Raw genomic sequence first — 23,499 nt, 5'->3', positions numbered from 1 at the left:
TTCGGGATCGAGTATGCCCCCGACTCCCGGGAGCGGCAAGACGTGTCGCGCAAAAACCCTAGCGATGTAAGGTTTTCTCCGTCGAGGCAGGGACGCCCGACGGATCCGGAGGGGAACGATGACCCACGCAGACCAGCTCGACGCTCTCACGCTCGAGGAGAAGGCCTCGCTCACGAGCGGCGGCAGCTTCTGGGCGACGAAGCCCGTCGACCGACTCGGGATCCCCTCGGTCGTGCTGACCGACGGCCCCCACGGCGTGCGGCTGCAGCGGCAGGGCGGCGACCACCTCGGGCTCGCCGACAGCGTGCCCGCGACGTGCTTCCCTCCGGCGGTCGCGCTCGGATCGAGCTGGGACGTCGACCTCGTCCGCCGCGTCGGCGTCGCGCTCGGCGAGGAGGCGAAGGCGGAGGGAGTCGGCGTCCTCCTCGGCCCCGGCATCAACATCAAGCGCTCCCCACTCTGCGGCCGCAACTTCGAGTACTTCTCGGAGGACCCGCTGGTGAGCGGTGTGATGGGCTCGGCCCTGGTCGGCGGTCTGCAGAGCCAGGGAGTCGGAGCGTCGCTGAAGCACTTCGCCGCCAACAACCAGGAGACGGATCGGCTGCGCGTCAGCGCCGACGTCGACGAGCGCCCGCTGCGCGAGATCTACCTGCGCGCGTTCCAGCGGGTCGTCACCGAGCAGCAGCCGTGGACGGTCATGTGCTCGTACAACCGCATCAACGGCGTCTACGCCTCCGAGGACCCGTGGCTGCTGACGAGCGTCCTCCGCGACGAGTGGGGCTTCGAGGGGCTCGTGATGTCGGACTGGGGCGCGGTGAACGACCGTGTCGCCGGCGTCGCGGCGGGACTCGACCTCGAGATGCCCTCGAGCGGCGGGCGGACCGACGCTCAGCTCGTCGCCGCCGTCGCCGCGGGCGAGCTCGACGAGGAGCACGTGAGCACCGCCGCGCGCCGCTCGCTCGCGCTCCTCGACAGGATCGCGGAGCAGGCCGATCCCGACGCCTCCTACGACGCCGACGCGCACCACGCCCTCGCCCGCGAGGCGGCCTCGCGCAGCATCGTGCTGCTGCAGAACGGGGGCGGCCTGCTGCCGCTGGACCCGGCCCGGAGCATCGCCGTGATCGGCGAGTTCGCCCGGACTCCGCGCTACCAGGGCGCCGGCAGCTCGCTCATCAACCCGACCCGCCTCGACACCGCGCTCGACGAGCTGCGCCGCACGGTCGACGCCGCCTTCGCCCCCGGATTCACGCTGGACGGCTCCGGTGACGCCGCGGCCCTCCGCGACGAGGCCGTCGCCGCCGCCCGGGGCGCCGACGTCGTCGTGCTCTTCCTCGGCCTGCCCGCCGCGGAGGAGTCGGAGGGCTTCGACCGCGAGCACCTGGAGCTGCCGGTCGAGCAGACCCTCTTGCTCGACGCCGTGATCTCGGCGAACCCGGATGTGGTCGTCGTGCTCTCGAACGGCGGAGTCGTGCGCACCTCGGGCTGGCAGGACCGCGTCCCCGCGATCGTCGAGGGCTGGCTCCTCGGCCAGGCCGGAGGCGGCGCCCTCGCCGACGTGCTGACCGGTGCGGTGAACCCCTCGGGCCGCCTCACCGAGACGATCCCGCTGCGCCTCGAGGACAGCCCGTCGCACCCCGGCTTCCCCGGCGCCTTCGGGCACGTGCGCTACGGCGAGGACGTCTTCGTCGGGTACCGCGGCTTCGACGCGCGCGCCCTCGAGGTCGCCTTCCCCTTCGGGCACGGGCTCTCGTACACCGACTTCTCGTACCGCGGCCTCTCGGTGGAGGTCGTCGACGGCGGCCTGCGGCTCCGGGTCGATGTCGAGAACACGGGGGAGCGCGACGGCCGCGAGGTCGTCCAGGTCTACACCGGGCTCCCCGGCTCGGCGGTGCCCCGCGCGATCAGGGCGCTGACCGCGTTCGCGGTGGTCGAGATCGCAGCCGGAGAGACGGCGACGGTCGCGATCGACGTCCCCCGCGACGACCTGGCCTACTTCCACCCCGCAGCGGGAGCGTGGACCGTCGAGGGCGGCGACTACCGGATCGAGGTCGGCGCCTCCAGCCGCGACCTCCGGGTGTCGACGACGGTGGCGGTCGCCGGCGACGAGCTCGCGCTCGCGCTGACCGAGGAGTCGACCGTGGCGGAGTGGCTCGAGCACCCGCGCGCCGGGTCGCTGCTGCGCGGCGCGTTCGCCTCGGGAGACGGTGCCTTCTCGGCGATGTTCTCGGACCCCGAGATGCTGCGGATGCTCGGATCGATGCCGCTCCGCCGCATCGCCGCGTTCCCCGGCAGCCCGCTGGACGAGGAGGCGCTCGCCGGACTGGTCGCGGCGGCGCGCGACTGATCCCGTGCGCGCCGCCTCGTTGATCGAGCGGCCCGCGCAGCCCCGGTCAGTCGAGCGTGAAGGCGTTGCCGTTGATCAGGAGCGTGTCGGGCTCGGTGTCGATGGTGCTGCTCTCGACCCGGTCGGCGGGGGAGGCGTGGGCCGGAGCGGCCACGCCCGAGGTGAGCAGCAGTCCGCAGGCGAGAGCGGTGATCGTCGTGGTCCGGTTCATCGGCGTCGTCCTTGGCGTCGTGGTGAGGGGGCCGCGCTCCCGAGATGACGGTGCGCGTGTCCCTCGAGACTAGGCGTCGGATCCCCTCCGCCTCCTGGGGCGTCCCTGTGATCCGGCCCAGAACCCCCCCCCCGGCGGGCTCACCCCCTGGCGCGCTGCCGCCAGACGGCAGCCGTGACCACGCCGGCGCACACGAGTGCGACCGCGACCACCGCCGCTCCGACCCCGAACGGTTCCGCGAGCAGCGGCGTCGCGAGCACGGCGCCGACGGCGGGCAGCACGAGCGGCGCCCGGAGCGGCTGCTGCTCGCCGAGCGGCACGTGCACCGCCCAGAGCAGCAGCAGGTAGGCCGCGACCGGGACCGCCACGGCCGCCCCCACCATCGCGTCGGCCGCCTCGAGGTGCCCGGCTGTCGCCGCGACGGACGCCTCGAGCCCGGAGCCGAGCGCGGCCAGTGCCGCGAAGACCGCGAAGTGCGCGTAGCCCCACAGGTACGAGAGGCCCCTCCGGCGCTCGAGGAGCTCGCCCGAGGGGTGCAGGTAGGAGAGCCACCAGAGCGCGAAGACGATGACCAGTGCGCAGGCCGACACGAGGACGAGCGAGGCGCTGACGCCCGCCTCCGACAGGGCGCGCTGCACGCCGGTCACCGCCGCGAGCACGCCCTCGCCGAGCAGGATGATCGTGAACAGCCCGTACCGCTCGGCGATGTGGTGCGGGTGCCAGCTCGGATCGCCCGCGCGCACCGACCAGAGCGGCACGCTCAGCTCGAGCGCGGCGAGCACGACGAAGCTCACCGTCGCGAGGTCGGGCGGCAGCAGGAGCCGCAGCAGCCAGCCGACCTGCACGACCGAGAAGCCGACCGCGCTGCGCAGGGCCGCGACGCGGTGCTCCGGAGTCGACACCGCGACGCGGATCCACTGGGTCACCAGCGCGAACCGCATGATCGCGTAGCCGATCGTGATGGCGGTGAGGTCGCCCTCCTCGAACGCGGCCGGGACTCCCGCGGCGAGCACGAGCACACCGCCCATCTGGGCCATCGTCAGCAGGCGGTAGGGAACGTCGTCGGTGTCGTAGCCGGAGGCGAACCAGGTGAAGTTCATCCACGCCCACCAGATCGCGAAGAAGACCATCGCGAACGGGCCGATGGTCTCGCCCAGGTGGCCCTCCTCGGTGGCGTGCGCGAGCTGCGTGACGATCTGCGCGATCGCGACGACGAACGTGAGGTCGACGAGCAGCTCGAGGGGGGACGACACCCGGTGCGGCTCGTCGATCGCGCGCGGCCGCATCCGGACGCGGAGGGGGTGCGCGCTGCTCACGCGGTCACGGCGGCGGGTCGGCTCGTCTGCATGCCGCCCATCCTGCCCCTCGGGCGCCCGCGTCGAGCCTCCACGAGCGTCGAACCTCCAGGAGTTGTCGCACTCGAGGGTCGAGCGCGACAACTCCTGCGTTCTCGACCGGCGCGCGGAGTCGACGGGAGGCCGGTGCTCAGGCGGGCGTCGCGAGCACGCGCACGTCCCACGGCCCGAGCTCGAGCACCGCTCCGGCCGGCAGGGCCTCTCCCGAGAGCACGTCCGACGCGCCGCCCGGCAGCGTGAACGTCGACGGCTCCCACGACCAGTTGTGCACGAAGCGGATGCGCTCGCCGTGGCGGTTCGTCGCGCTCGTCACCGTCTGCGACGCCGAGTCGCGGCGCCAGAGCGACGGCTCCTGCACCGCCCACTCCATCAGCGCCCGCGCGAGCGCGAGATCCGGGACCGTCCCCACGTAGGTGACCCGCCCCGCCCCGTGCTCCCGCGTCGTCACGGCGGGGAAGCGGCCGTAGTGCGGGTGCTCGTAGCGCACCAGCACCGTCGCGTCGTCGACCTGCACCCCGTCGGCCCACAGCGTCGCGCGAGCGCCCTGCGGCAGCGGGAACCCCGCCTCCGCGACGACCGGAAGCGGCACCGCCAGGTTCGCGAACTCGTCGTAGTGGATGCCCGCGGCGACGTCGAGGAACGCGGGCTTGCGCTGCAGGCGCGCCCGCGCCTCCTCGTCCTCGTAACCGGTGCGCACCCCCACGATCAGGTGCCCGCCCGCCGCCGCGTACGCCTCGAGCCACTGCAGCTCGGCGTCGGTCGCGATCGTGAACGCCGCCGCGACGAGCACCGGATGCGCAGCGGCGAACTCCTCCGGAGTGGTCAGCTGCGACGGGTGCACGGTCCGCGCGGAGAGCCCCGCGTCGAACGCGCCGCGCGCGAACGCGTCGAACGCGGTCTGGAACGAGCGCGCCGACGCCACCGGGACCCCGCGGGAGTCGGCGGTGCCGTGCGCCGAGTCGCTGAACGCCGGGTACTCCTCCAGCGCCCACTTGCTCTCGTTCGAGAACAGCAGCGCCACGTCGGAGTCGGGCACCAGCTCGGTCACCCGGTCGCCGGCCGCCGCGAAGTCGGCCCCGAGCGCCGCGATCTGCTCGTAGACGCGGCCGGGCTCCTGTGAGTGCGGCAGGATGCCTCCCCAGTACGTCTCGGCGCCGTGGTGCAGCGTGTGCCAGTGCCAGTACTCGATCATCGTGGCGCCCCTCGAGACCAGCGCCCAGGCGGCCTGGCGCCACTGGCCGTCGAAGCCGGGCTCGTTCTGCCACGGCATGCCGATCGCCTGCGCGTCGGTCTCGGTCACCAGGAACGGCGCCTGCTTCGACCCGTACATGCGGTCGGCGGTGGCGTAGAGCGCCCAGGTGCCCGAGGTGGTCCAGTGCTGGTCGAACGGCCGGGCGTCGGGCAGCGCGAGTCCGTCCTGCATCCGGTAGTAGGGGTTGCCCGCGGTCACGTCGAGGTCGGCCGCGAGCACCTCGTCCTGCGCGGTCCTGCGCTCGTACGAGATGCAGGTGGTCACGAACTGGTCGTCGCGCCCGACCCTCGCCGTGATCTCGCGCACGATCGCGGCCTGCCAGCCGATGAAGTCCGTGGTGATCGACGCCTGGAACCGGCGCCACGCCAGGTCGTACTGCGGCTGCAGGTTCGCGTCGGGCGTCCAGAGGTCCGCCCAGGTCGACAGCCGGTGCGACCAGTAGGTGAGGCCCCACTCGTCGTTGAGGGCCTCGACGGAGCCGTACCGCGTCCGCAGGTGATCGACGAAGCGCTCGAAGACCTGCCGGTTGGCGAAGATCTCGTTGCCCGGCTCGTTGTCGACCTGGAACCCGATGACCGCCGGGTGCGCGGCGTAGCGCTCCACGATCCTCCGGACGACGCGCTCGGCGTGGAAGAGGAAGGCCGGGTGCGAGTAGTCGATCTCCTGCCGCGCGCCCCAGCCCATCGGCTGCCCGGTCGAGCGCTGCACGTTGATCTCGGGGGAGAGCCGCGCCAGCCACATCGGGGCCGCGTAGGTGGGCGTGCCGAGCACCACGGCGATCCCCTGCTCGTGCGCCGCGTCGAGCACCGGCTGCAGCCAGTCCAGCTCGAACACCCCGTTCTCGGGCTCCCAGGTCGACCACACCGACTCGCCGACGCGGATGACCGTGAAGCCCGCCGCCTTCATCAGCCGCAGGTCCTCGGCGAGGTCGCGGCTGCCCAGCCGGGAGGTCGGCTGGTACTCGTGGTAGTACGCCGCGCCGAAGAGGATGCGGTCGGTGAGGTGCTGCATGGTCGCCTTTCAGGCTTTCCGAGTGACAGAGGAGGTGAGGAGGAGGGCGTCAGCCCTTGACGGCGCCCGCGGTGAGCCCGTCGAGCAGCTGCTTGCGCAGCAGGAAGAAGACCAGGATGGTCGGCACCGAGGCCAGCACCGCGCCGGCCAGGACCAGGTCGTAGGAGCGGTTCTCGGAGGCGAAGAGGATGTTCAGCCCGAGCGGCAGCGTGTACTGCGACGAGTCCGAGAGCAGAACGAGCGGCCAGAGGAAGCTGTTGTAGCTCTGGAGGAAGCTCCACACGCCGAGCGCTCCGAGCGACGGGCGGAGCAGGGGCAGTACGACGCGCCAGAAGGTGCCGAACTCGGAGTTGCCGTCGATCCGGGCGGCCTCGATGATCTCGTCCGGGATCGACTGCACGATGAATTGCTGCATCATGAAGATCCCGAACGCCGGAGCCACCCACGGCACGATCAGCGCGAACCACGGGTTCGCGAGTCCCGCCTTCACGATCAGGATGAACAGCGGCACCAGGATCACGACGAACGGCACCGAGAGCGACGAGAACATGATCGTGAAGAGCACGCGCTTGCCTCGGAACGCGAACTTCGCGAATCCGTAGCCCGCCATGGCGCAGACGAACACCGAGACCAGCGTGGCGAGCAGCGCGGTGCCCACGCTCATGCCGAACCAGGCCCAGAACGGCTGGGTGGTCAGCAGGTTGACGTAGTTGTCGGTCGTCGCGGGGTTCGGGAGGAGCGACGGCGGGGTCGAGAAGATGTCGCCGCGGTCCTTGAACGAGCCGCTCAGCGCCCACAGCAGCGGGAAGACGAAGACCAGCAGCAGGGCGGAGAGGGTGACGTAGAGCAGCCCGCGGCGGGCGCGCTCGCCTCCGGAGGCCTTGCGCTGCTTCGCGGGGTGCCGGCGCTCAGATGCGTCGGCCGTGACGATTCCCGTGGTGGCGGTCATGAGGTTCTCCCGATGGCGAGGGCGCGGTTGAGGATCTGGCTGACGGCGAAGACGACCACGAAGAGCACGACTCCGGCCGCGGCGGCGTACCCGAACTGCTGGCGTTCGAACGCGGCGCGGTAGATGAACATCGAGACCGAGAGCGTCGCCTCTCCGGGCCCGCCCCGGGTGAGCAGGTAGGGCTCGTCGAAGAGCTGCGCGGCGCTGATGAAGGAGGTGACCACCACGAACGCGGTCACCGGCCGGATCGCGGGCAGGGTGACGTTGCGGAACTTGCCCAGCACTCCCGCCCCGTCGAGCTCGGCGGCCTCGTACAGCTCCGGCGGCACGGCCTGCAGCGCGGCGAGGAAGAAGATGGTGAGGTAGCCCACCGTGCGCCAGAGCAGCACGAAGCCGATCGCGACCTTCGCGAGGGTCGGGTCGCCGAGCCAGTCGATGTCGCCGACGCCGACGACCGCGCGGATCAGCGAGTTCAGCAGCCCGTAGCTGCGGTCGAAGATCAGGCTGTAGATCAGCGCGATGACGATCGGCGAGAGCACCATCGGGATGAAGAAGGTGAGTCGGAAGAGGTCGCGCGCCTTGAGCCCGCGGGCGTTGAGCCCCTGCGCGATCAGGAGCGAGCACGGCACGATCACGAAGACCGCGATGAGCGTGTAGATCAGCGTGTTGACCAGGGCGACGCCGAAGCTCGTGTCGCTGATCAGGTTCCCGTAGTTGGCCAGGCCCACGAACTCGGGCGAGCCGAGGCCGACCCACTCGGTGAGGCTGAGGAAGACCGCGGCCCCGACCGGCACGATCATGAAGAGGGCGTAGAGCACGTAGAACGGCGCGATGAAGAGGTAGGGAGCGCTGCCGCCCGAGGTGTTCAGGCGCTTGCGCTTCGTGGCGCGGGCGGCGTCGAGCGGGGAGCCGCCGCGTCCGTCCTGGGCCGAGGCGGGCGGGCCCGCGGTGGTGAGAGCCGACATCATCGATCCTTAGCTGCGGGCCTGGCCGCGGAAGTCCTCGGCCGCCGCGCGGAGCGCCTGCGCCGGGGAGAGGGTGCCCTTGTAGGCCTGGAGGAGGTAGCCCGACAGCACTGTCGTGAGGATCTGCTGGTCCTGGCTCTGGTACAGCGACGGGACCTCGTCGATGATCTCGCCGTAGACGTCGAAGAGGGCCTGGCCGCCGAAGTACTCGTCGGTGATGGTCGCGAGCTCGGGGTCGTCGAACACCGAGCGCAGGGTCGGGAGGTAGCCGAGGTCGCGGTACCGCTTCACCTGCTGCGCGGGGTCGAGGTAGGCGGCGAGGATCAGCTCGACCGCGGCGTCGCTGTTGGCCTTGTCCTTGATCGCCGCGAAGCCGGTGCCGCCGCCCACCGCCGTGCGACCGCCTCCGCCCTCGAACCTCGGGAGCGCCGCGACCCGCCAGAGGCCGGCCTGCTCGGGCACGTTCGGCTTGATGCCGTAGCTCGAGTACCAGGTGGGCATGTCGACCCCGAGGATCGTCGCGTCCTTGAGCCCGCTCTGCATGCTCGGGCCGTAGTAGTCGGCGACGGTGGTGAAGAAGCCCGAGGCGAGACCGTCGGCCGCGAACTTCAGCGTCTCCTCCGCCTCCGGGGTCTCGATGTCGAGCCGCCCCTCGCGATCGAAGAGCTGACCGCCGCGCTGCATCAGCAGCAGCTGGTAGCCCTGCACGACCTGCGGCAGATCGCTGCCGACCGAGAGTGCGCCGAACGAGACGCCCTCCCGCCGGCTGATCTCGCCGCCCACGCGGGCGAACTCCTCCCACGTCTCGAGGTCGGTGGGCACCCCGAGGCGCTCGAACTCGTCGGCGCGGTAGTAGTAGACGGCGAGCGGAGTGTCGGAGTCGAGCGCGTAGAGGCTGCCGTCCTTGCTGAACGCGTCGACCCGCGCGGCGATGAGGTCGTCGCGGTACGGCGTGGTGGCGTCCGTGAGGTCGACGAGCAGCTCGGAGGCGATGGTTCCGCGGAGCGTGCGCGCGAAGTTCGCGACCTCGATGCCGACGACGTCGGGGGTGCCGGAGCCGGCGACGGCCTGCGCGATCATCTTCGTCACGATGTCGGTCGCGCCGATCTTGGTGACGTCGAGGGAGTAGGCGAACGCGGTGCGCTCGTCGGCGAGCGCGAGGGCCTCGGTGAAGAACTGCACGTAGCCGTCGTCGTGGGTCCAGAACGAGAGGTCGACGGCTCCGCTCGTCAGCGCAGTCTGCGGGCCGGTGGTCGAGCACGCGGCGAGGAGGGAGGCGAGTGCCGCCGATCCGCCGGCCGCGGCGCCGAGGCGGAGCAGTCCGCGGCGCGAGAGCGCGGGGGAGAGGGGGTGCATGGGTACTCCTCGAAGAGGGGGCGGGGTCGCGGGAGGGCGCGCCGGAGGGACCGCGGTGGCGCGGTGGCCGGGTGCGGGAGGCGGGACGCCTCCGTGGGAGTGGCTCAGGGGACCATGGTCGGAGGGAGGGGTCGTACCGAGGCCCGCGCGCTGTTCGCCGGGCCCGAGGAGGCGCGGACGATCAGCTGCGCGGGGACGGAGCGGTGCCGGTCGGCGGGCGCGTGGCCCTCGAGCGTGCGGATCATGCGGTGCATGGCGATGCGGGTGACCTCGGCGAAGTCCTGCTTCACGGTGGTCAGGGGCGTGTGCAGGAACTCCGAGAGGGGGTCGTCGTCGAACCCCACGACGCTGATGTCGTCGGGGACCCGCAGTCCGGCGGCCTCGGCGGCGTGGATCGCACCCACCGCCATCTGGTCGTTGGCGGCGAAGACGGCGGTGACGTCGGGGCGGTGCAGGATCGAGGTCATCGCCTCGGCACCCGAGCGCGGGGTCCAGTCGCCGCTCAGCACGGGTGGTTCCGCGACGTCGGCGTCGGCGAGCGCGGCGCGCCAGCCGTCGATCCTGCGGCGGGTGGCCGACCAGGTGCTGGCGCCGGCGATGTGCCAGACGGTCTCGTGGCCGAGGGCGAGGAGGTGCTCGGTCGCACTGCGTGCGGCCCCGGCCTCGTCGGTGCCGACGACGAGCTCCTCCGGGCGGTGGTTCTCGCCCGGGTGGTCGAAGCTGAGCACGGTGACGCCGGCGGGGATCCGCAGCTGCGGATGACCGAAGTCGACGGGCTCCGAGAGGATGATGCCGTCCACGCCCTGGTCGAGCAGCGTGTCGACGGCCGTCTGCAGCTCGCTGCCGCTGTTCTCGAGCGTGCGGACGACGCTGAGGAAGTAGCCGGCGGCGCGGGAGGCGTGCTCGACGCCGTCGAGGATCGCCGACGGCCCGTAGAGCGACGTGCCCATGGTGACCATGCCGATCCTCCGGCTGCGCTGCGAGGCGAGCGTGCGGGCCGCGGCGTTGGGGCGGAAGCCGAGCGACCGGATCGCCGCGGTGACGCGGTCGGCGATGGCCGGGGAGACGTGCGCTTCGGCGTTGACGACGCGCGACACGGTCTTCTGGCTGACGCCGGCGACACGCGCGACGTCGGCCATCGAGACGCGCCGAGCGGCCGGGACGGGGGAGGCGGGGGTCTCGTCACGGGAGGCGTCCATGCGATCCAGCTCCTTCGCTCCGTGCGCGGTCCGCGCTCTTGACAGCGCAGTCAATGCACCGTGCAAGGAGTAGAACACGGATTGACAGCGCAGTCAACGCCGCGCCCCGCCGCGAGCCTCCAGGAGTTGTCGTACTCGAGGGTCGAGTGCGACAACTCCTGCGTTCTCGAGGCGACGTGTACCGTCGCACCCATGCAGTGGGGGCGCGCGTACTTCGCCGCGCAGGCCCTCGGTGGCGCCGCCTGGTGGATCGCCGTGGCGCTCTCGCCGCTCGTCCGCACCGCGACGCTCGGCTCGCTCGACCCGCTCCCGATCGCCGCGCTCGATCTCCCGCTGTTCGTCGGCGCCTCCGCCCTGGCCGCCGCCGGCCTGCGCTGGGCGGCCCGGCTCGCGACCGGCTGGACCCTCCTCGTCGCCCTCGCGCTCGCCGGCTACGCGACCGCCACCTCGGAGGCGGGCTGGGGCGTGCTCGCGATGCTCGCGGCGTCCGGCGGCTCGGTCGCCGCCCTCTGCCTCCTCCTGCTCGGCCGCATCCCGACCCGCTGGATCGCCTCCGGTCCCTTCGCGTTCCGGCTCGCGTCCTCCGGCCGCCGGCCGCTCGCCCACCTCGCCGCGACCCTCGCGCAGATCGTCGTGTTCTGGGGCGGCGCGCTCGCCGTCCTCCCCGTCGTGATCGCGGTCCTGGAGGCGCGCTGGGCCGTCGGGGTCCCGTTCCCGGCGGTCGCGTGGCCGGCCGGCCTGGCACTGCTGGTGCTCGCGAGTGCCCTCGGCCTCTGGTCGGCGCTGTCGATGTCGCTGCTCGGCGACGGCACGCCGCTCCCGACCGCCATGCCCAACCGGCTCGTCATCGCGGGCCCCTACCGCTGGGTCCGCAACCCGATGGCCGTCGCCGGCATCAGCCAGGGGATCGCGGTCGGCCTGATGCTGTCGTCGTGGCTGGTCGTGGTCTACGCACTGCTCGGTTCGCTGCTCTGGAACTACGCCGTCCGCCCGCTCGAGGAGGCCGACCTCGAGGCGCGCTTCGGCGATTCCTTCCGCCGCTACCGCGACCGCGTGCGCTGCTGGATCCCGCGGCGGCCGGCTCCGCGGGAGTAGGCGTGTTCGAGGGCTCGGCGCCGCGACCCTTCCTGTGATAGTGCGCTAACCCAGCAGCTCACGTTCGAAGATCGCGGTGGGTCTGCACTCCCTCGCGCAAGAAAAGTCCTGGTCAAGCCGTTCCAGGGCGAGATCGCGTGCCCTTTTGGTTCTGCTGTCCGGCCCTCCCGAACGCCACTCGACGCCCCTGGTGCGCCAGGTGATAGTGCGCTAACATCGCCACATCCACCCCACAACAAAGGAGTTGACGTGACTGAGCCGTACACCGTCGTTGCCCTCTCGCCTCTGCAGATCCCGATCGTCGAGCCGGAGGACGCGGTCCGCAACACGAAGCGCATCATCGGCTTCATGCGCACCGCTGTCGGCATGGCCTCGACCGAGGGCTACCCCGTGAAGCTCGTAGTGATCCCCGAGATGGCGATCCAGGGCATGCACATGGCGTTCAAGGCGGGCGACCGCGACGCCGAGAAGAAGTTCGCGCGCACCATCCCCGGCCCCGAGACCGACGAGCTCGCGAAGGCGGCCCGAGAGCTGAACACCTACATCGCCGGCGAGCTCTACCTCGTCGCCGACGACGACTTCCCCGGGCGCTACTTCAACGTCGCGTTCATGATCGACCCCTCGGGCGAGGTCGTGTACCGCCGTGCGAAGGCGACGAGCGACGGCTTCGAGGGCGGCACCCTCGGAACCACCAACCCGCACGACCTCTGGGACGAGTGGGTCGAGAAGAAGGGCGGCGGAGACGCGCTCGAGGCGATCTACCCCGTCGCCAAGACCCCCGACATCGGCAACATCGGCTACGTGATCTGCCACGAGGGCGCCTACCCCGAGATCGCCCGAGGCCTGGCCATGAACGGCGCCGAGGTCATCATCCGCGCGACGCTCATCGAGCCGCAGACGATGAACGGGATGTGGGAGGTGCAGAACCGCGCCCACGCGATGTTCAACAACGCCATCGTGGTCGCGCCGAACCTCGGCCCCGAGCTCGGCCCCGATGGCGTGCTCAACGATCTCTTCGGCGGCCAGTCGATGATCGTCGACCACAAGGGCAAGGTCATCGTCAAGCAGGAGGGACTGACGCCGGGCGACAGCTTCGTCAGCACCGTGATCGACATCGACGCCCTGCGCCGCGCCCGCCAGTCGAACGGTGTCTTCAACGGGTTCAAGGACCTCCGCACCGAGCAGTACGCGGCGATCTACGCGAAGCCCATCTACCCGAAGAACCAGTACCTCGACGCTCCGCCCGAGACCGGCTGGCTCGACCGCGAGCGCGCCACGCGCCAGCGGAACATCGACCTGCTCATCGAGCGCGGTGTGTTCACGGCGATCGACGTCCCCGCCGCGAGCGAGCTGCAGGCCGACGAGGAGACGCTGCAGCTGCAGGACTCGAACGTCTAGCTCTCCCGACCGCGGCGTACAGCCGCGCACCGACGCCCGGGCCGCCGCTCTCTCCGGCGGCCCGGGTACCACCCCCAGCACTCCCGATCACCCTCACAACGAAGTGGAAGGCACGATCATGCCCAGAAACACCCGTTCCCGCCGGCTGCTCGTCGGCACCACCCTCCTCGTCACCGCCGCCTTCGCACTCACCGGCTGCCGCGCCGGTACCGCCGCCTCCTCCGAGGACAAGGCGAGCGGCCAGGGCCTCGTCATCGGGTGGAGTCAGCGCGGCATCAGCGGCAGCGACTGGTGGAAGACCCTCGTCGAGGGCGGCCAGGCCGAGGCCGACAAGCTCGGCGCCACCATCCAGCTCCTCGACGCGAACGGCGACACGGTCCGTCAGAACTCCGACGTGCAGACCCTCGAGACCAAGAACGTCGACGTCGTCATCATGAACCCCAACGATCCGATCGGCGTGGGCCCGTCGGTCGCCTCCCTGGCCGACGCCGGGATCCCGCTCGTCACCGTCAACTCGAGCCTCGACGCCTCCCTCGTGCCCGACATGTTCTGCTACGTCGCCGAGGACCAGGAGTACACCGGTTCGCTCGCCGGCACAGAAGCGGCGAACCAGGCGCTCGAGCGCTTCGGTGACACGCCGGTCAAGATCGTCGGCATCGGCGGATTCCCGGGCGACGTGCTCAGCGACCTGCGCTTCAACGGCTTCAAGGAGGGCTTCGACGCCGTCATGGCCGAGCACCCCGACGTCGAGGTGACCTACCTCGACACGAAGTACGGCGAGTGGAAGCCCGACAAGGCGCTCGACCCGATCCGGGACGCGGCGACCGCGAACCCCGACCTCAACATCGTCTACAGCATGAGCGATGTCATGAACGGCGGCGTGATCCAGGGCCTGCAGCAGGCCGGCCTCTGGGGCCCCGACGTACTCCTGGCGAGCTACGACGGAGGCATGGTCTCGGTCAAGCAGATGGTCGACGACCCGACCGGTCCGCTGATCGCGACCGCCTCCAACCAGCCGTGGGACCAGGGAGCCGAGGCCGTGCGCATGGCGGTCGCCGCCTACAACGGCGACAGCGAAGCCTGCCCCGACAAGACGCTCTACATCGACACGACCGTCGTGACGCCGGCGAACGCCTCCGACTACTACATCGCCGAGGACACCTACGTGCGCGCCAAGGACGACGAATGAGCACCGCGCCGACCGCGGACGGCGCCGACGCCCGCGCCCTCGACGAGCGCCCGGTCGAGCTCGTCCTCGAGGGGATCACCAAGAGCTACCCCGGAGTCCAGGCTCTCAAGGGCGTCAGCTTCGCCGTGCGGCGCGGGAGCATCCACGCTCTCGCGGGGCAGAACGGCGCGGGCAAGTCGACGCTCGTCAAGATGATCTCCGGCGCCGAGACCCCCGACGCGGGAGCCATCACGCTCGACGGAGCCGCTCAGCGGTTCCGCGATCCTGCCGACGCGCAGGCCGCGGGCATCCACACCATCTATCAGGAGCTCAGCCTCGTGCCATCGCTGACGGTCGCCGAGAACATCTTCCTCGGACAGCTCCCGCTCACCGCGGGACGCGTCGACTGGGCCCGGATGAACGCGGAGGCGCGCACCGCTCTGGCGCGCGTCGGCTTCGACCTCGACGTCCGCCTGCCGGTCTCGAGCTTCTCGGTGGCCGAGCAGCAGGCCGTCGAGCTCGCGAAGGCGCTGCGCAAGAACGCGCGGGTGCTGCTGCTCGACGAGCCGACCTCGACCCTCCCCCGACCCGACGTGCTGAAGCTCTTCACGGTGCTGCGCAAGCTCGCCGCCGAGGGCGTGACGCTGATCTTCATCTCGCACCGGATGGACGAGGTCTACTCGCTCTGCGACTCGGTCACCGTGCTGCGGGACGGGGTCGCCGCCGCGAGCATGACGACGGCCGACAGCTCGCCCTCCGACGTCGTGACGGCGATGATCGGCAAGAGTCTCGAGGGCTCGATCGCCGACGCCGCCCTCCGTGGCGAGCGCAGCCCTCGGCTGGGGACGGGCGGAGGCGACGAGGTCCTCCTCGCGGTCTCCGGCCTCAGCGAGGAGGGCCGGGTCGAGGACGTCTCGTTCGAGCTCCGCCGAGGCGAGGTCCTCGGCATCGCGGGCCTCATCGGCAGCGGGCAGTCCGAGCTGGCGGGCCTGCTCGCGGGCGCCCGCAGGAAGACCTCGGGGCGGATGAGGGTCGCAGGAGAGAAGGTCTCCTTCTCCTCGCCGCGCGACGCCATCCGCCACGGCATCGGATTGCTGCCCCAGGACCGCAAGGCGCAGGGCTTCGTGCCCGACCTCGGCGTCGCCGCCAACATCACGCTGGCCAGCATGCCGATGTTCAGCCGCTTCTCGGTGATCGACACCCGGCGCGAGCGCCGGGTCGCCCTCGACATGATCGACCGGCTCGGGATGAAGGTCTCGGGCGTCAACCAGTCGATGAAGACGCTGAGCGGAGGCACGCAGCAGAAGGGCATCCTCGCCCGCTGGCTCGTGCGCTCCTCCTCTCTGCTCGTCTGCGACGAGCCCACCCGAGGTGTCGACGTCGGCGCGAAGGAGGACATGTACGAGCTCCTCCGCGCCTTCGCCGCCTCGGGCGGGACCGTGATCATCGCGAGCTCCGAGATCTCGGAGGCGATGATGTGCGACCGCGTCCTCGTCATGGCCGGCGGCCGCGTCGTCGCCGAGTTCGAGCACGACGACATCGACCCGCGCGGCACCGCGCTCCTCGAACGCCTCGCCTGACCGGCGACCCCACCTCCGGCGCTGCCGGGCTCCTCACGACTCAAGGACGAGACCACCATGCCCAAGAACACTCTCGAACGGCCGCCCGCTTCGCGGCGCCCGGACACCTCCTCCTTCGCGGCGGTGACCGGACGACCGACCTCCGCGGCCGGGTCGCTCGCCCGCCGCATCCTCCCCAAGAGCTACCTCGTGCTCGTGCTGGTCGCGATCATCATCGTGGGCTACTACGTGTCGGCCGACTTCCTCACTCTGCGCAACGCCGAGAACGTCGTCGCGGCCGCCTCGATCGTCGCGGTGCTCGCGGTGGGCCAGTTCTTCGTGGTCCTCACCGGCGGCATCGACCTCTCGGTCGGATCGACGCTCGCCCTCTCGACGGTGGTCGTCGCGCTCACCCTGCAGTCGGGGCTGTCGGCCGAGCTGTCGGCGGCGGTCACCCTGCTCTGCTGCGCGGCGGCCGGGCTCATCAACGGCCTGCTGATCGTGTGGCTGCGCATCCCGCCGTTCATCGCGACGCTCGCCATGATGAGCGCGATCAAGGGCTTCAGCTACATCATCCAGTCGACGAGCCTCATCCAGATCCTCGACGAGCGGTTCATCGACGAGTTCTCGCGCGCCGAGGTGCTCGGGGTGCGCAGCCCCGTCCTGATCTTCGTCGTCGTCGCGGTGCTCGCCGGCCTGATCGCCCGGTTCACGACGTTCGGCCGCTCCCTCTACGCGATCGGCGGCAATCCGGAGGCGGCCCGCCTCTCGGGCCTGCCCGTCGCGCGGAACCTGATCATCACCTACACGATGTCGGGTCTGCTCGCGGGTCTCGCCGGTCTGATCGCCGCCGCGCAGCTGCGGCAGGGGTCGTCGCTGATCGGAGTCGGCTACGAGCTCGACGCGATCGCCGCCGTCGTCGTCGGCGGAGCCTCGCTGATGGGAGGCAAGGGCGACCCGATCAGCGCCGTGATCGGGGTCTTCGTCCTCGCGACGATCATCAACATCATGAACCTCGTCGGCATCTCGTCGGAGCCTCAGCTGGTGATCAAGGGCGGTGTGATCATCATCGCGGTGTTCCTCTCCAGCGCCGGGGGAGTCGCGCGCATCGGCGCCTTCTTCGGCAAGCACGGTCCCCGACGCCGCGCCGCCCGAGCGAGCTGACCCGATGCCCAGGCCCGCGGAGGTACCCGGGAGCGGCCGCGGGGCCCGGATGGTCGACGTCGCACGCCTGGCCGGTGTGTCGCAGCAGACGGTCTCCCGCGTCGTCAACGGCTCCGACAACGTCGCTCCCGAGATCCGGGAGCGCGTGGAGCGGGCCATCGCCCAGCTGCGCTACCGCCGCAACCCCGCGGCAAGGGCGCTCGCCAGCCGCCGATCGATGAACATCGGGATCGTCAGCTTCGGGCTCGCCCAGTTCGGGCCGTCCGTCGCCCTCACCGGCATCGCCGACGAGGCCCGGCGCTCGGGCTACGCGACCAACCTCGTCACCCTTGGGGCCGTCGACCGCTCGAGCATGAGGGCGGCCCTCGACCACCTCGTCGCCGACCTGGTCGACGGGATCGTGGTCCTGGCGCCTCTGACCTCGGCGGTCCACGCGATCGAGGGGTTCGAGGCGGCGGTGCCGCTGGTCGCCTTCGAACCCGGAGGAACCCCCTCCGGAGCGACGGTCGTCACCGACGAGGTGGCGGGCGCGCGGCTGGCGACCGAGCACCTCCTCGGACTCGGGCACCGCACCGTGCACCACCTCGCGGGGCCGAGCGGCTGGCTGGCGACCGATGCCCGGGTCCGGGGCTGGACGACGGCGCTGAGCGCGGCCGGTCGGCCCCATCGCCCCACCCTCGTCGGCGACTGGTCCACCTGCTCGGGCTACCGCGCCGGACGCGAGCTGGCTGTCGACCCCGAGCTGACCGCGGTCTTCGCGGCCAACGACCAGATGGCGCTGGGCCTGCTCGCCGCCTTCGAGGACGCCGGCCTGCGCGTGCCGGGCGACGTCAGCGTCGTGGGCTTCGACGACATCCCCGAGGCGCGCTACTTCCGTCCCGGCCTGACGACGGTCCGCTTCGACTTCGAGGCAGTCGGCCGGCTGGCCGTCGACCGGATCCTCGCCCTCATGGGCTCCGACGACGCGGACCACGTCGTGATCCCGCCAGTCGGCGCCACCCTCGTGACCCGGCTCAGCGCCACCCCTCCATCAGCCTCACGGCACTCGACGAAGAGAGAGACGACCATGACCATCGACAGCACTGCAGCGAGCCTGCGCCCCTTCGGCCGGACCGGCCTCACGGTCTCGAGCATCTGCGTCGGCACGAGCGCCCTCGGCAGCTTCCCGGCCCAGTACGGCTACGAGGTGAGCGAGGAGGTCGCCGTCGCGACCGTCCGCCGGGTCTTCGAGGGCCCCTTCACCTTCATCGACACCTCCAACGAGTACGGCGGAGGCGACAGCGAGCGCCGCATCGGAGCCGCGATCCGCGAGAGCGGCGGCGTCCCCGACGGCGTCGTGATCGCGACGAAGGTCGACCCGCTGCCCGGCTCGACCGACTTCTCGGGAGACCGTGTGCGCCGCTCGGTCGAGGAGAGCCTCGAGCGCCTCGGCCTCGACACCCTCCCGCTCGTCTACCTGCACGACCCCGAGAAGATCAGCTTCAAGGAGGGCACCGCTCCCGGCGGACCGCTCGAGGCGCTGATCCGCCTGCGCGACGAAGGCGTCATCCGCTACCTCGGTGTCGCCGGCGGACCGATCGACCTCGAGCTGCAGTACCTGGCCACCGACGCCTTCGACGCCGTCATCAGCCACAACCGGTACACCCTCGTCGAGCAGACCGCGGTCCCGCTCCTCGAGGACGCCCACGCGCGCGGTGTCGCCTTCGTCAACGCGGCCCCGTTCGGCGGGGGGATGCTCGTGAAGGGCCCCCGCGCCGTCCCGCGCTACTGCTACGCCCCCGTGGGCGAGCGCACCCTCGCGCGCGTCCTCGAGATGGAGCGGCTCTGCGCCGACTTCGACGTCCCCCTGGCCGCCGCGGCGCTCCAGTTCTCGACGCGCGACCCGCGGGTCGCCTCGACGATCGTCGGCATGTCCGAGCCCGCCCGCATCGACCAGACCCTCGCCCTCACCGAGACCGCGATCCCCGACGAGCTCTGGGACGCGCTGCTCCCGCTCGCCGCGGTCGGCCGCGACGGCATCGAGAAGTGACCCTCAGGGTCCAGGAAGGAACACCGTGATGAGCACCATCAAGAACCCCGAGCCCGTCGACGTCGTCATCGTCGGGGCGGGAGCGGGCGGCGCGACCGCCGCCAAGGTCCTGACCGAGGCGGGCCTTCGGGTCGTCGGCCTCGAGCGAGGTCCGTGGCTGAAGCCCGAGCACGCCTCCGGCGACGAGCTGAAGTACCTCAACCGCAACTTCATCTGGCAGGACCCGAAGCTCAAGCCGCGCACCTATCGCCAGAACGAGAGCGAGGAGGCGGCCGTCACGAACTTCTCCGCCACCCCGCAGGTGGTCGGCGGCGGCACCACGCACTGGGGAGGGATGGTCCCCCGCATGACGGAGTCGGACTTCAAGCTCCGGTCGCTGCACGGCGACGTCGAGGGCGCGAGCCTCGTCGACTGGCCGATCACCTATGACGAGCTCGAGCCGTACTACACGCGGGTCGAGTGGGAGTTCGGCACGTCGGGCCTCGCCGGCGCGAACCGCTGGGAGGGCCGACGCTCGAAGGGCTACCCCACCAAGCCGTCGCCGCTCAGCCAGATCGGCCGCACGTTCGCCACGGCCATGGACAGGCTCGGGCACTCGACGTTCCCGATGCCGCAGGGCATGGTCACCGAGCCCTACCGCGGCCGTCAGCCGTTCAGCGAGAACGGGTTCTGGCAGCAGTACCCCGACCCGGGCACCGGCAAGTCGTCGACGCTGATCAACTTCATCCCCGACGCGATCGCCACCGGGCTCTACGACCTGCGCCCCGACTGCTACGTCAGCGAGATCCTGGTCGGCCCCGACGGCAGGGCGACCGGCGTGCGCTACCAGGACGAGGACGGCAACGAGTTCGTGCAGAAGGCGAACGCCGTGATCGTCGCGGGCGGCGGGATCGAGACGCCCCGACTCCTCCTGATGTCGAAGTCGGCGCAGTTCCCCGACGGGCTGGCCAACGGCAGCGGCCAGGTCGGTCGCAACGCCACGTTCCACCAGTACTCGTTCTCGGTCGGGCTCTTCGACCGCGAGGTGAGCGACCCGCTGTACGGCTGGGCCGGCCACTACATGAGCCTGTGCTCGTTCGACTTCTACGAGACCGATGCGAGCCGCGGCCACATCCTCGGCTCGCTGATCTTCCCGTCGATGATCGGCCACCCGGTGAACTGGAGCTTCCCGGGGCGCCCGAGCTGGGGCCAGGCGTCGAAGGACGCCGACCGCGAGCTCTTCAACCACTCGATGAAGATCGGCATCCTGCTGCACGACCTGCCCCGGGAGACCAACCGCGTCGACCTCGACCCGACGGTGAAGGACGCCTGGGGGCTCCCTGTCGCCCGCATCACGCACACCCCGCACCCCAACGACTTCGCGCAGGAGAAGTGGCAGGTCGCCAAGAACGGCGAGATCCTCGAGGCCGCGGGGGCCAAGAAGGTCGTGCCGGTGAACATGGAGCGGATCACCGGCAACACCTCGCACGAGCTCGGCACGGTGCGGATGGGCGACGACCCCGCCACCTCCGTCGTCGACAAGTGGTGCCGCTCGCACGAGGTGCCGAACCTCTACGTCTTCGACGCGAGCTTCTTCCCCACTGCGACGGGCATCAACCCGGCGCTCACGATCATGGCCAACGCCTGGCGCTGCAGCGACCGCATCATCGCGGTCGACTCCCGCGGCTGGTCGTCGGACGACTGATCAGACGAGACGAAGGAAAGGACGATCATCATGGGACAGGCAGAGTGGGTCACGGTACCGATCTCGACGCGCGACGTCGACGGGCCGCTGTTCTTCGAGCAGCACGAGTGGGACACGATCGAGGCCGCCACAGCGCGGATCATCCCGACGGACCACCACCCCGGCGCGCGCGAGGCGAAGGTGGTGCGCTTCATCGATCGGATGCTCTCGGGCACGGCGTTCGTGTTCCCCGCCGCGGACGGCATCGGCTGGCTCCGCATGGAGGGCCTCGAGGAGCAGGCGTGGCAGGAGCGGATCGACAGCCGGCGGGTCTTCTACCGTGAGGGCGTCGTCGAGCTCGACCGTCTGGCCGGTGAGCAGTACGGCGGCACGTTCGTCGAGCTGGACGACGACCAGCAGGACGCGGTGCTCGTCGCGCTCTCGCGGGAGGAGAAGCCGGTGCGGTTCCTCTTCGCGGAGTCGGACGGTCAGGGCAGCGGAGGAGCGCCGGCCGGCAACCAGCCGGTCAACGAGGACTTCCTCGAGTTCTTCCCCCTGCTGGTGCTGAACACCCGGCAGGGCTTCTACGGCGACCCGGTCTACGGCGGCAACGAGAACCGCGTCGGCTGGGCGGTCATCGGCTTCGACGGTCCTCCGACGCTGAAGGCGACGATGGACGGCAGCTACACCACGACGAAGTACATGGTGCCCGAGGCCGAGTGGCCCTACGAGCGCCACCCGGAGGTGCTGCGCTACCGGCGCCCCTGACAGGACCGGCGGTTCGGCTCGGGGCATAATTCAGCCATGGCCTCGACCGAACCGCCGACCCCTCCCCGCTGCAGCGGGATCGCCGGATGAGCCGGATGTCGTCGCGGTCCCAGGGGCCGCGGATGGTCGACGTCGCGGCGCTCGCCGGGGTCTCGCAGCAGACGGTCTCGCGCGTGATCAACGGCGCGCCGAACGTGTCGCCCGAGATCCGTGCGCGCACCGAGCAGGCCATCGCCCAGCTCCGCTACCGCCGCAACACCGCGGCGGCGGCCCTGGCGAGCAGCAAGACCATGAACATCGGAGTGGTCAGCTACTCCCTCTCGGTGCACGGGCCGTCGGTCGCGCTGTACGGGATCTCCGAGCAGGCCCGCCGGAACGGCTACTCGACGAGGCTGATCACGCTCGGCGACGTCGACCGGGCGAGCATCCGGCACGCGCTCGACGAGCTCACCGCCGACGAGGTCGACGGCATCATCGTCCTCGTCCCGCTCGTGAGCGCGGTCGAGACGCTCCGCGGGACGGACTCCACCATCCCCGTCATCTCCTTCGAGCAGGGATCCTCGCCCGGTCCGTCGAGCGTGTCGATCGACGAGGTGCACGGCGCGCAGCTCGCCGTCCGCCATCTGCTCGACCTCGGTCACCGGAGTGTCGCCCACGTGCGCGGGCCCGACGGCTGGATGGCCTCCGACGCGCGTGAGCGCGGCTGGGCGTCGGAGCTCGCTCGCGAGCGCCGGGTCCTCCGGCCCGCGGTCCGCACGGCGGACTGGAGCGTCGCCGAGGGCTACCGCGCAGGAGTCGAGCTCGCGGCCGATCCCGACGTCACCGCGGTCTTCGCCGCGAACGACCCCTTCGCGCTCGGCGTGATCAAGGCGTTCGACGACCACGGGATCAGCGTCCCGGGCGATCGGAGCGTCATCGGCTTCGACGACGTGCCCGAGGCCGGCTTCTACCGGCCGAGCCTGTCGACGGTGCACCTCGACTTCGCGCAGGTCGGCCAGCTCGCCGTCGACAGGGTCCTCGCCCTGATGCGGGGCGAGGAGGTGGGCGCGATTCCTCTGATCGCCCCGACCCTCGTCGTCCGGGGGAGCACCGCGCCCCCGCGCTGAGGTCAGGCCTCGTGGATCTCGATCGGCAGGCCGTCGGGGTCGCGGAGGAAGAACAGCGTCCGGCCCGTGTGCGGGTCCTCGCGCAGGGGCTCGCACTCGATCCCCGCCGCCACGAAGCGCTCGCGCACCGCCCGCGGATCGGACGCGGCGAACGCCAGGTGCCGCAGCCCGAGCGCCTCCGGATCGGAGACTCGATCGGGCGCGCGCGGGAAGGTGAACAGCTCGATCAGGTAGCTGCCGTTCAGACTGAGGTTCGCCATCCACGACCCTCGGTCGGCCCGGTGCACCTCGGAGTCGAGGCGGAAGCCGAGGACATCGAGATAGAACCGCTTCGAGCGCTCGTAGTCGCTGACGATGATCGCGAGGTGGTGGAGTCCGAGGAGATCGCTCATCCGCGGTCCTCCGATCCTCCGCCCGTCGAGCGGGCCGCGACCAGGCTAGCCGTCGCGCCCGTCAGTCGAAGCGCGCGCCCTCGGGCCGCGGCGGCAGCAGGAACAGGATGAGCAGGAACACCGCGCCCGCGATCGGGATGAAGAGCGCGAAGATCCACATGCCGCTGCGGTTCACGTCGTGCAGCCGCCGCCAGAGCAGCGCCAGCGAGGGGATCAGGGTGCCGAGCGCGAGGACTCCCGCGAGCACCGCCACCCACGGCGTCTCGAACTGCGCGTTCCCCGAGCGGAACGGCGTGAACGAGAGCTCCAGCCCCGAGACCGAGCCGTCGAGCGCGCGGAGGGCGAGATTCAGCAGGATCCCCGCGAGGATGATCCACCAGTACTCGGCGCGGCTCGCCCGGCCGCGGAAGGTCGCGTACTTCGTGAAGAAGCGTCGCACCGCCTCGAGCGGAGGGGCGCCGTAGTAGGGCTGAGTGATCGGAGGCATTCCGCCACGCTATCCGCCACCTGTGGCC

19 protein-coding genes and 1 pseudogene are annotated in these 23,499 nt (G+C 71.1%); 11 read left to right on the top strand and 9 right to left on the bottom strand.

The window, feature by feature from the left end:
- The first annotated feature begins 118 nt into the window (after positions 1-118).
- On the top strand, positions 119-2,344 hold the full coding sequence (locus GSU68_RS17200) for a glycoside hydrolase family 3 C-terminal domain-containing protein (protein ID WP_159909859.1): 2,226 nt from the start codon (positions 119-121) through the stop codon (positions 2,342-2,344).
- Between the two features lie 46 nt (positions 2,345-2,390).
- Here GSU68_RS17200 and GSU68_RS17195 read toward each other — a convergent pair whose 3' ends face one another.
- The 7 genes from GSU68_RS17195 to GSU68_RS17165 all read right to left on the bottom strand — a co-directional run bounded on the left by GSU68_RS17195 (position 2,391) and on the right by GSU68_RS17165 (position 10,642).
- Positions 2,391-2,555 (bottom strand): hypothetical protein, encoded by a 165-nt coding sequence (locus GSU68_RS17195; RefSeq protein ID WP_159909858.1) that lies wholly within the window; start codon positions 2,553-2,555, stop codon positions 2,391-2,393.
- Positions 2,556-2,695: 140 nt separating this feature from the next.
- Entirely contained in the window at positions 2,696-3,871 is a 1,176-nt protein-coding gene (locus GSU68_RS17190) for a low temperature requirement protein A (RefSeq protein ID WP_208544605.1), read from the bottom strand.
- A gap of 169 nt (positions 3,872-4,040) precedes the next feature.
- The gene (locus tag GSU68_RS17185; protein WP_159909857.1) at positions 4,041-6,173 is read right to left on the bottom strand and encodes a beta-galactosidase; all 2,133 of its coding nucleotides are present in this window, start codon (positions 6,171-6,173) and stop codon (positions 4,041-4,043) included.
- Between the two features lie 49 nt (positions 6,174-6,222).
- Positions 6,223-7,122: a carbohydrate ABC transporter permease gene (locus GSU68_RS17180; RefSeq protein ID WP_159909856.1), complete on the bottom strand. Its 900-nt coding sequence runs from the start codon at positions 7,120-7,122 to the stop codon at positions 6,223-6,225.
- On the bottom strand, positions 7,119-8,087 hold the full coding sequence (locus GSU68_RS17175; protein WP_159909855.1) for a sugar ABC transporter permease: 969 nt from the start codon (positions 8,085-8,087) through the stop codon (positions 7,119-7,121). The genes GSU68_RS17180 and GSU68_RS17175 overlap by 4 nt, the downstream gene beginning before the upstream one ends.
- A 9-nt stretch (positions 8,088-8,096) precedes the next feature.
- Complete coding sequence (locus GSU68_RS17170; protein ID WP_159909854.1) at positions 8,097-9,443, bottom strand: ABC transporter substrate-binding protein; 1,347 nt, start codon at positions 9,441-9,443, stop codon at positions 8,097-8,099.
- A 104-nt stretch (positions 9,444-9,547) separates the two neighbouring features.
- On the bottom strand, positions 9,548-10,642 hold the full coding sequence (locus tag GSU68_RS17165; protein WP_208544604.1) for a LacI family DNA-binding transcriptional regulator: 1,095 nt from the start codon (positions 10,640-10,642) through the stop codon (positions 9,548-9,550).
- A gap of 192 nt (positions 10,643-10,834) precedes the next feature.
- Here GSU68_RS17165 and GSU68_RS17160 point away from each other — a divergent pair, with 192 nt between their 5' ends.
- The 10 genes and pseudogenes from GSU68_RS17160 (at position 10,835) to GSU68_RS17115 (ending at position 22,592) form a co-directional block, all read left to right on the top strand.
- Positions 10,835-11,737 carry an isoprenylcysteine carboxylmethyltransferase family protein gene (locus GSU68_RS17160; RefSeq protein ID WP_159909853.1) on the top strand — a complete coding sequence of 301 codons (903 nt, stop codon included), beginning with the start codon at positions 10,835-10,837 and terminating at the stop codon, positions 11,735-11,737.
- 249 nt (positions 11,738-11,986) lie between these two features.
- On the top strand, positions 11,987-13,135 hold the full coding sequence (locus GSU68_RS17155; protein WP_056039257.1) for a nitrilase-related carbon-nitrogen hydrolase: 1,149 nt from the start codon (positions 11,987-11,989) through the stop codon (positions 13,133-13,135).
- 118 nt (positions 13,136-13,253) lie between these two features.
- The gene (locus GSU68_RS17150; RefSeq protein WP_159909852.1) at positions 13,254-14,324 is read left to right on the top strand and encodes a substrate-binding domain-containing protein; all 1,071 of its coding nucleotides are present in this window, start codon (positions 13,254-13,256) and stop codon (positions 14,322-14,324) included.
- Positions 14,321-15,883, top strand: a complete 1,563-nt coding sequence (locus GSU68_RS17145) for a sugar ABC transporter ATP-binding protein (RefSeq protein WP_159909851.1) — start codon at positions 14,321-14,323, stop codon at positions 15,881-15,883. Before GSU68_RS17150 ends, GSU68_RS17145 begins: the two co-directional genes overlap by 4 nt.
- 57 nt (positions 15,884-15,940) lie before the next feature.
- The gene (locus tag GSU68_RS17140) at positions 15,941-17,026 is read left to right on the top strand and encodes an ABC transporter permease (RefSeq protein ID WP_159909850.1); all 1,086 of its coding nucleotides are present in this window, start codon (positions 15,941-15,943) and stop codon (positions 17,024-17,026) included.
- A gap of 4 nt (positions 17,027-17,030) precedes the next feature.
- A pseudogene (locus tag GSU68_RS17135) lies at positions 17,031-18,032 on the top strand (LacI family DNA-binding transcriptional regulator); the annotation flags it as partial.
- A 60-nt stretch (positions 18,033-18,092) separates the two neighbouring features.
- Positions 18,093-19,055 carry an aldo/keto reductase gene (locus tag GSU68_RS17130; RefSeq protein WP_159910365.1) on the top strand — a complete coding sequence of 321 codons (963 nt, stop codon included), beginning with the start codon at positions 18,093-18,095 and terminating at the stop codon, positions 19,053-19,055.
- Between the two features lie 28 nt (positions 19,056-19,083).
- Entirely contained in the window at positions 19,084-20,739 is a 1,656-nt protein-coding gene (locus GSU68_RS17125) for a GMC family oxidoreductase (protein ID WP_159909849.1), read from the top strand.
- Between the two features lie 30 nt (positions 20,740-20,769).
- Positions 20,770-21,486 (top strand): gluconate 2-dehydrogenase subunit 3 family protein, encoded by a 717-nt coding sequence (locus GSU68_RS17120; protein ID WP_159909848.1) that lies wholly within the window; start codon positions 20,770-20,772, stop codon positions 21,484-21,486.
- A 122-nt stretch (positions 21,487-21,608) separates the two neighbouring features.
- The gene (locus GSU68_RS17115) at positions 21,609-22,592 is read left to right on the top strand and encodes a substrate-binding domain-containing protein (RefSeq protein ID WP_159909847.1); all 984 of its coding nucleotides are present in this window, start codon (positions 21,609-21,611) and stop codon (positions 22,590-22,592) included.
- Between the two features lie 2 nt (positions 22,593-22,594).
- Here GSU68_RS17115 and GSU68_RS17110 read toward each other — a convergent pair whose 3' ends face one another.
- Positions 22,595-22,984 (bottom strand): VOC family protein, encoded by a 390-nt coding sequence (locus GSU68_RS17110; protein WP_159909846.1) that lies wholly within the window; start codon positions 22,982-22,984, stop codon positions 22,595-22,597.
- Positions 22,985-23,045: 61 nt separating this feature from the next.
- The gene (locus GSU68_RS17105) at positions 23,046-23,471 is read right to left on the bottom strand and encodes a DUF805 domain-containing protein (protein WP_159909845.1); all 426 of its coding nucleotides are present in this window, start codon (positions 23,469-23,471) and stop codon (positions 23,046-23,048) included.
- Positions 23,472-23,499 lie beyond the last annotated feature (28 nt).

The sequence above is a fragment of the Rathayibacter sp. VKM Ac-2759 genome (genome assembly GCF_009834225.1).
Classification (GTDB): domain Bacteria; phylum Actinomycetota; class Actinomycetes; order Actinomycetales; family Microbacteriaceae; genus Rathayibacter.
The sequence above is the reverse complement of the archived record's forward strand: the minus strand, read 5'-3'. Positions and strand labels throughout refer to the sequence as shown.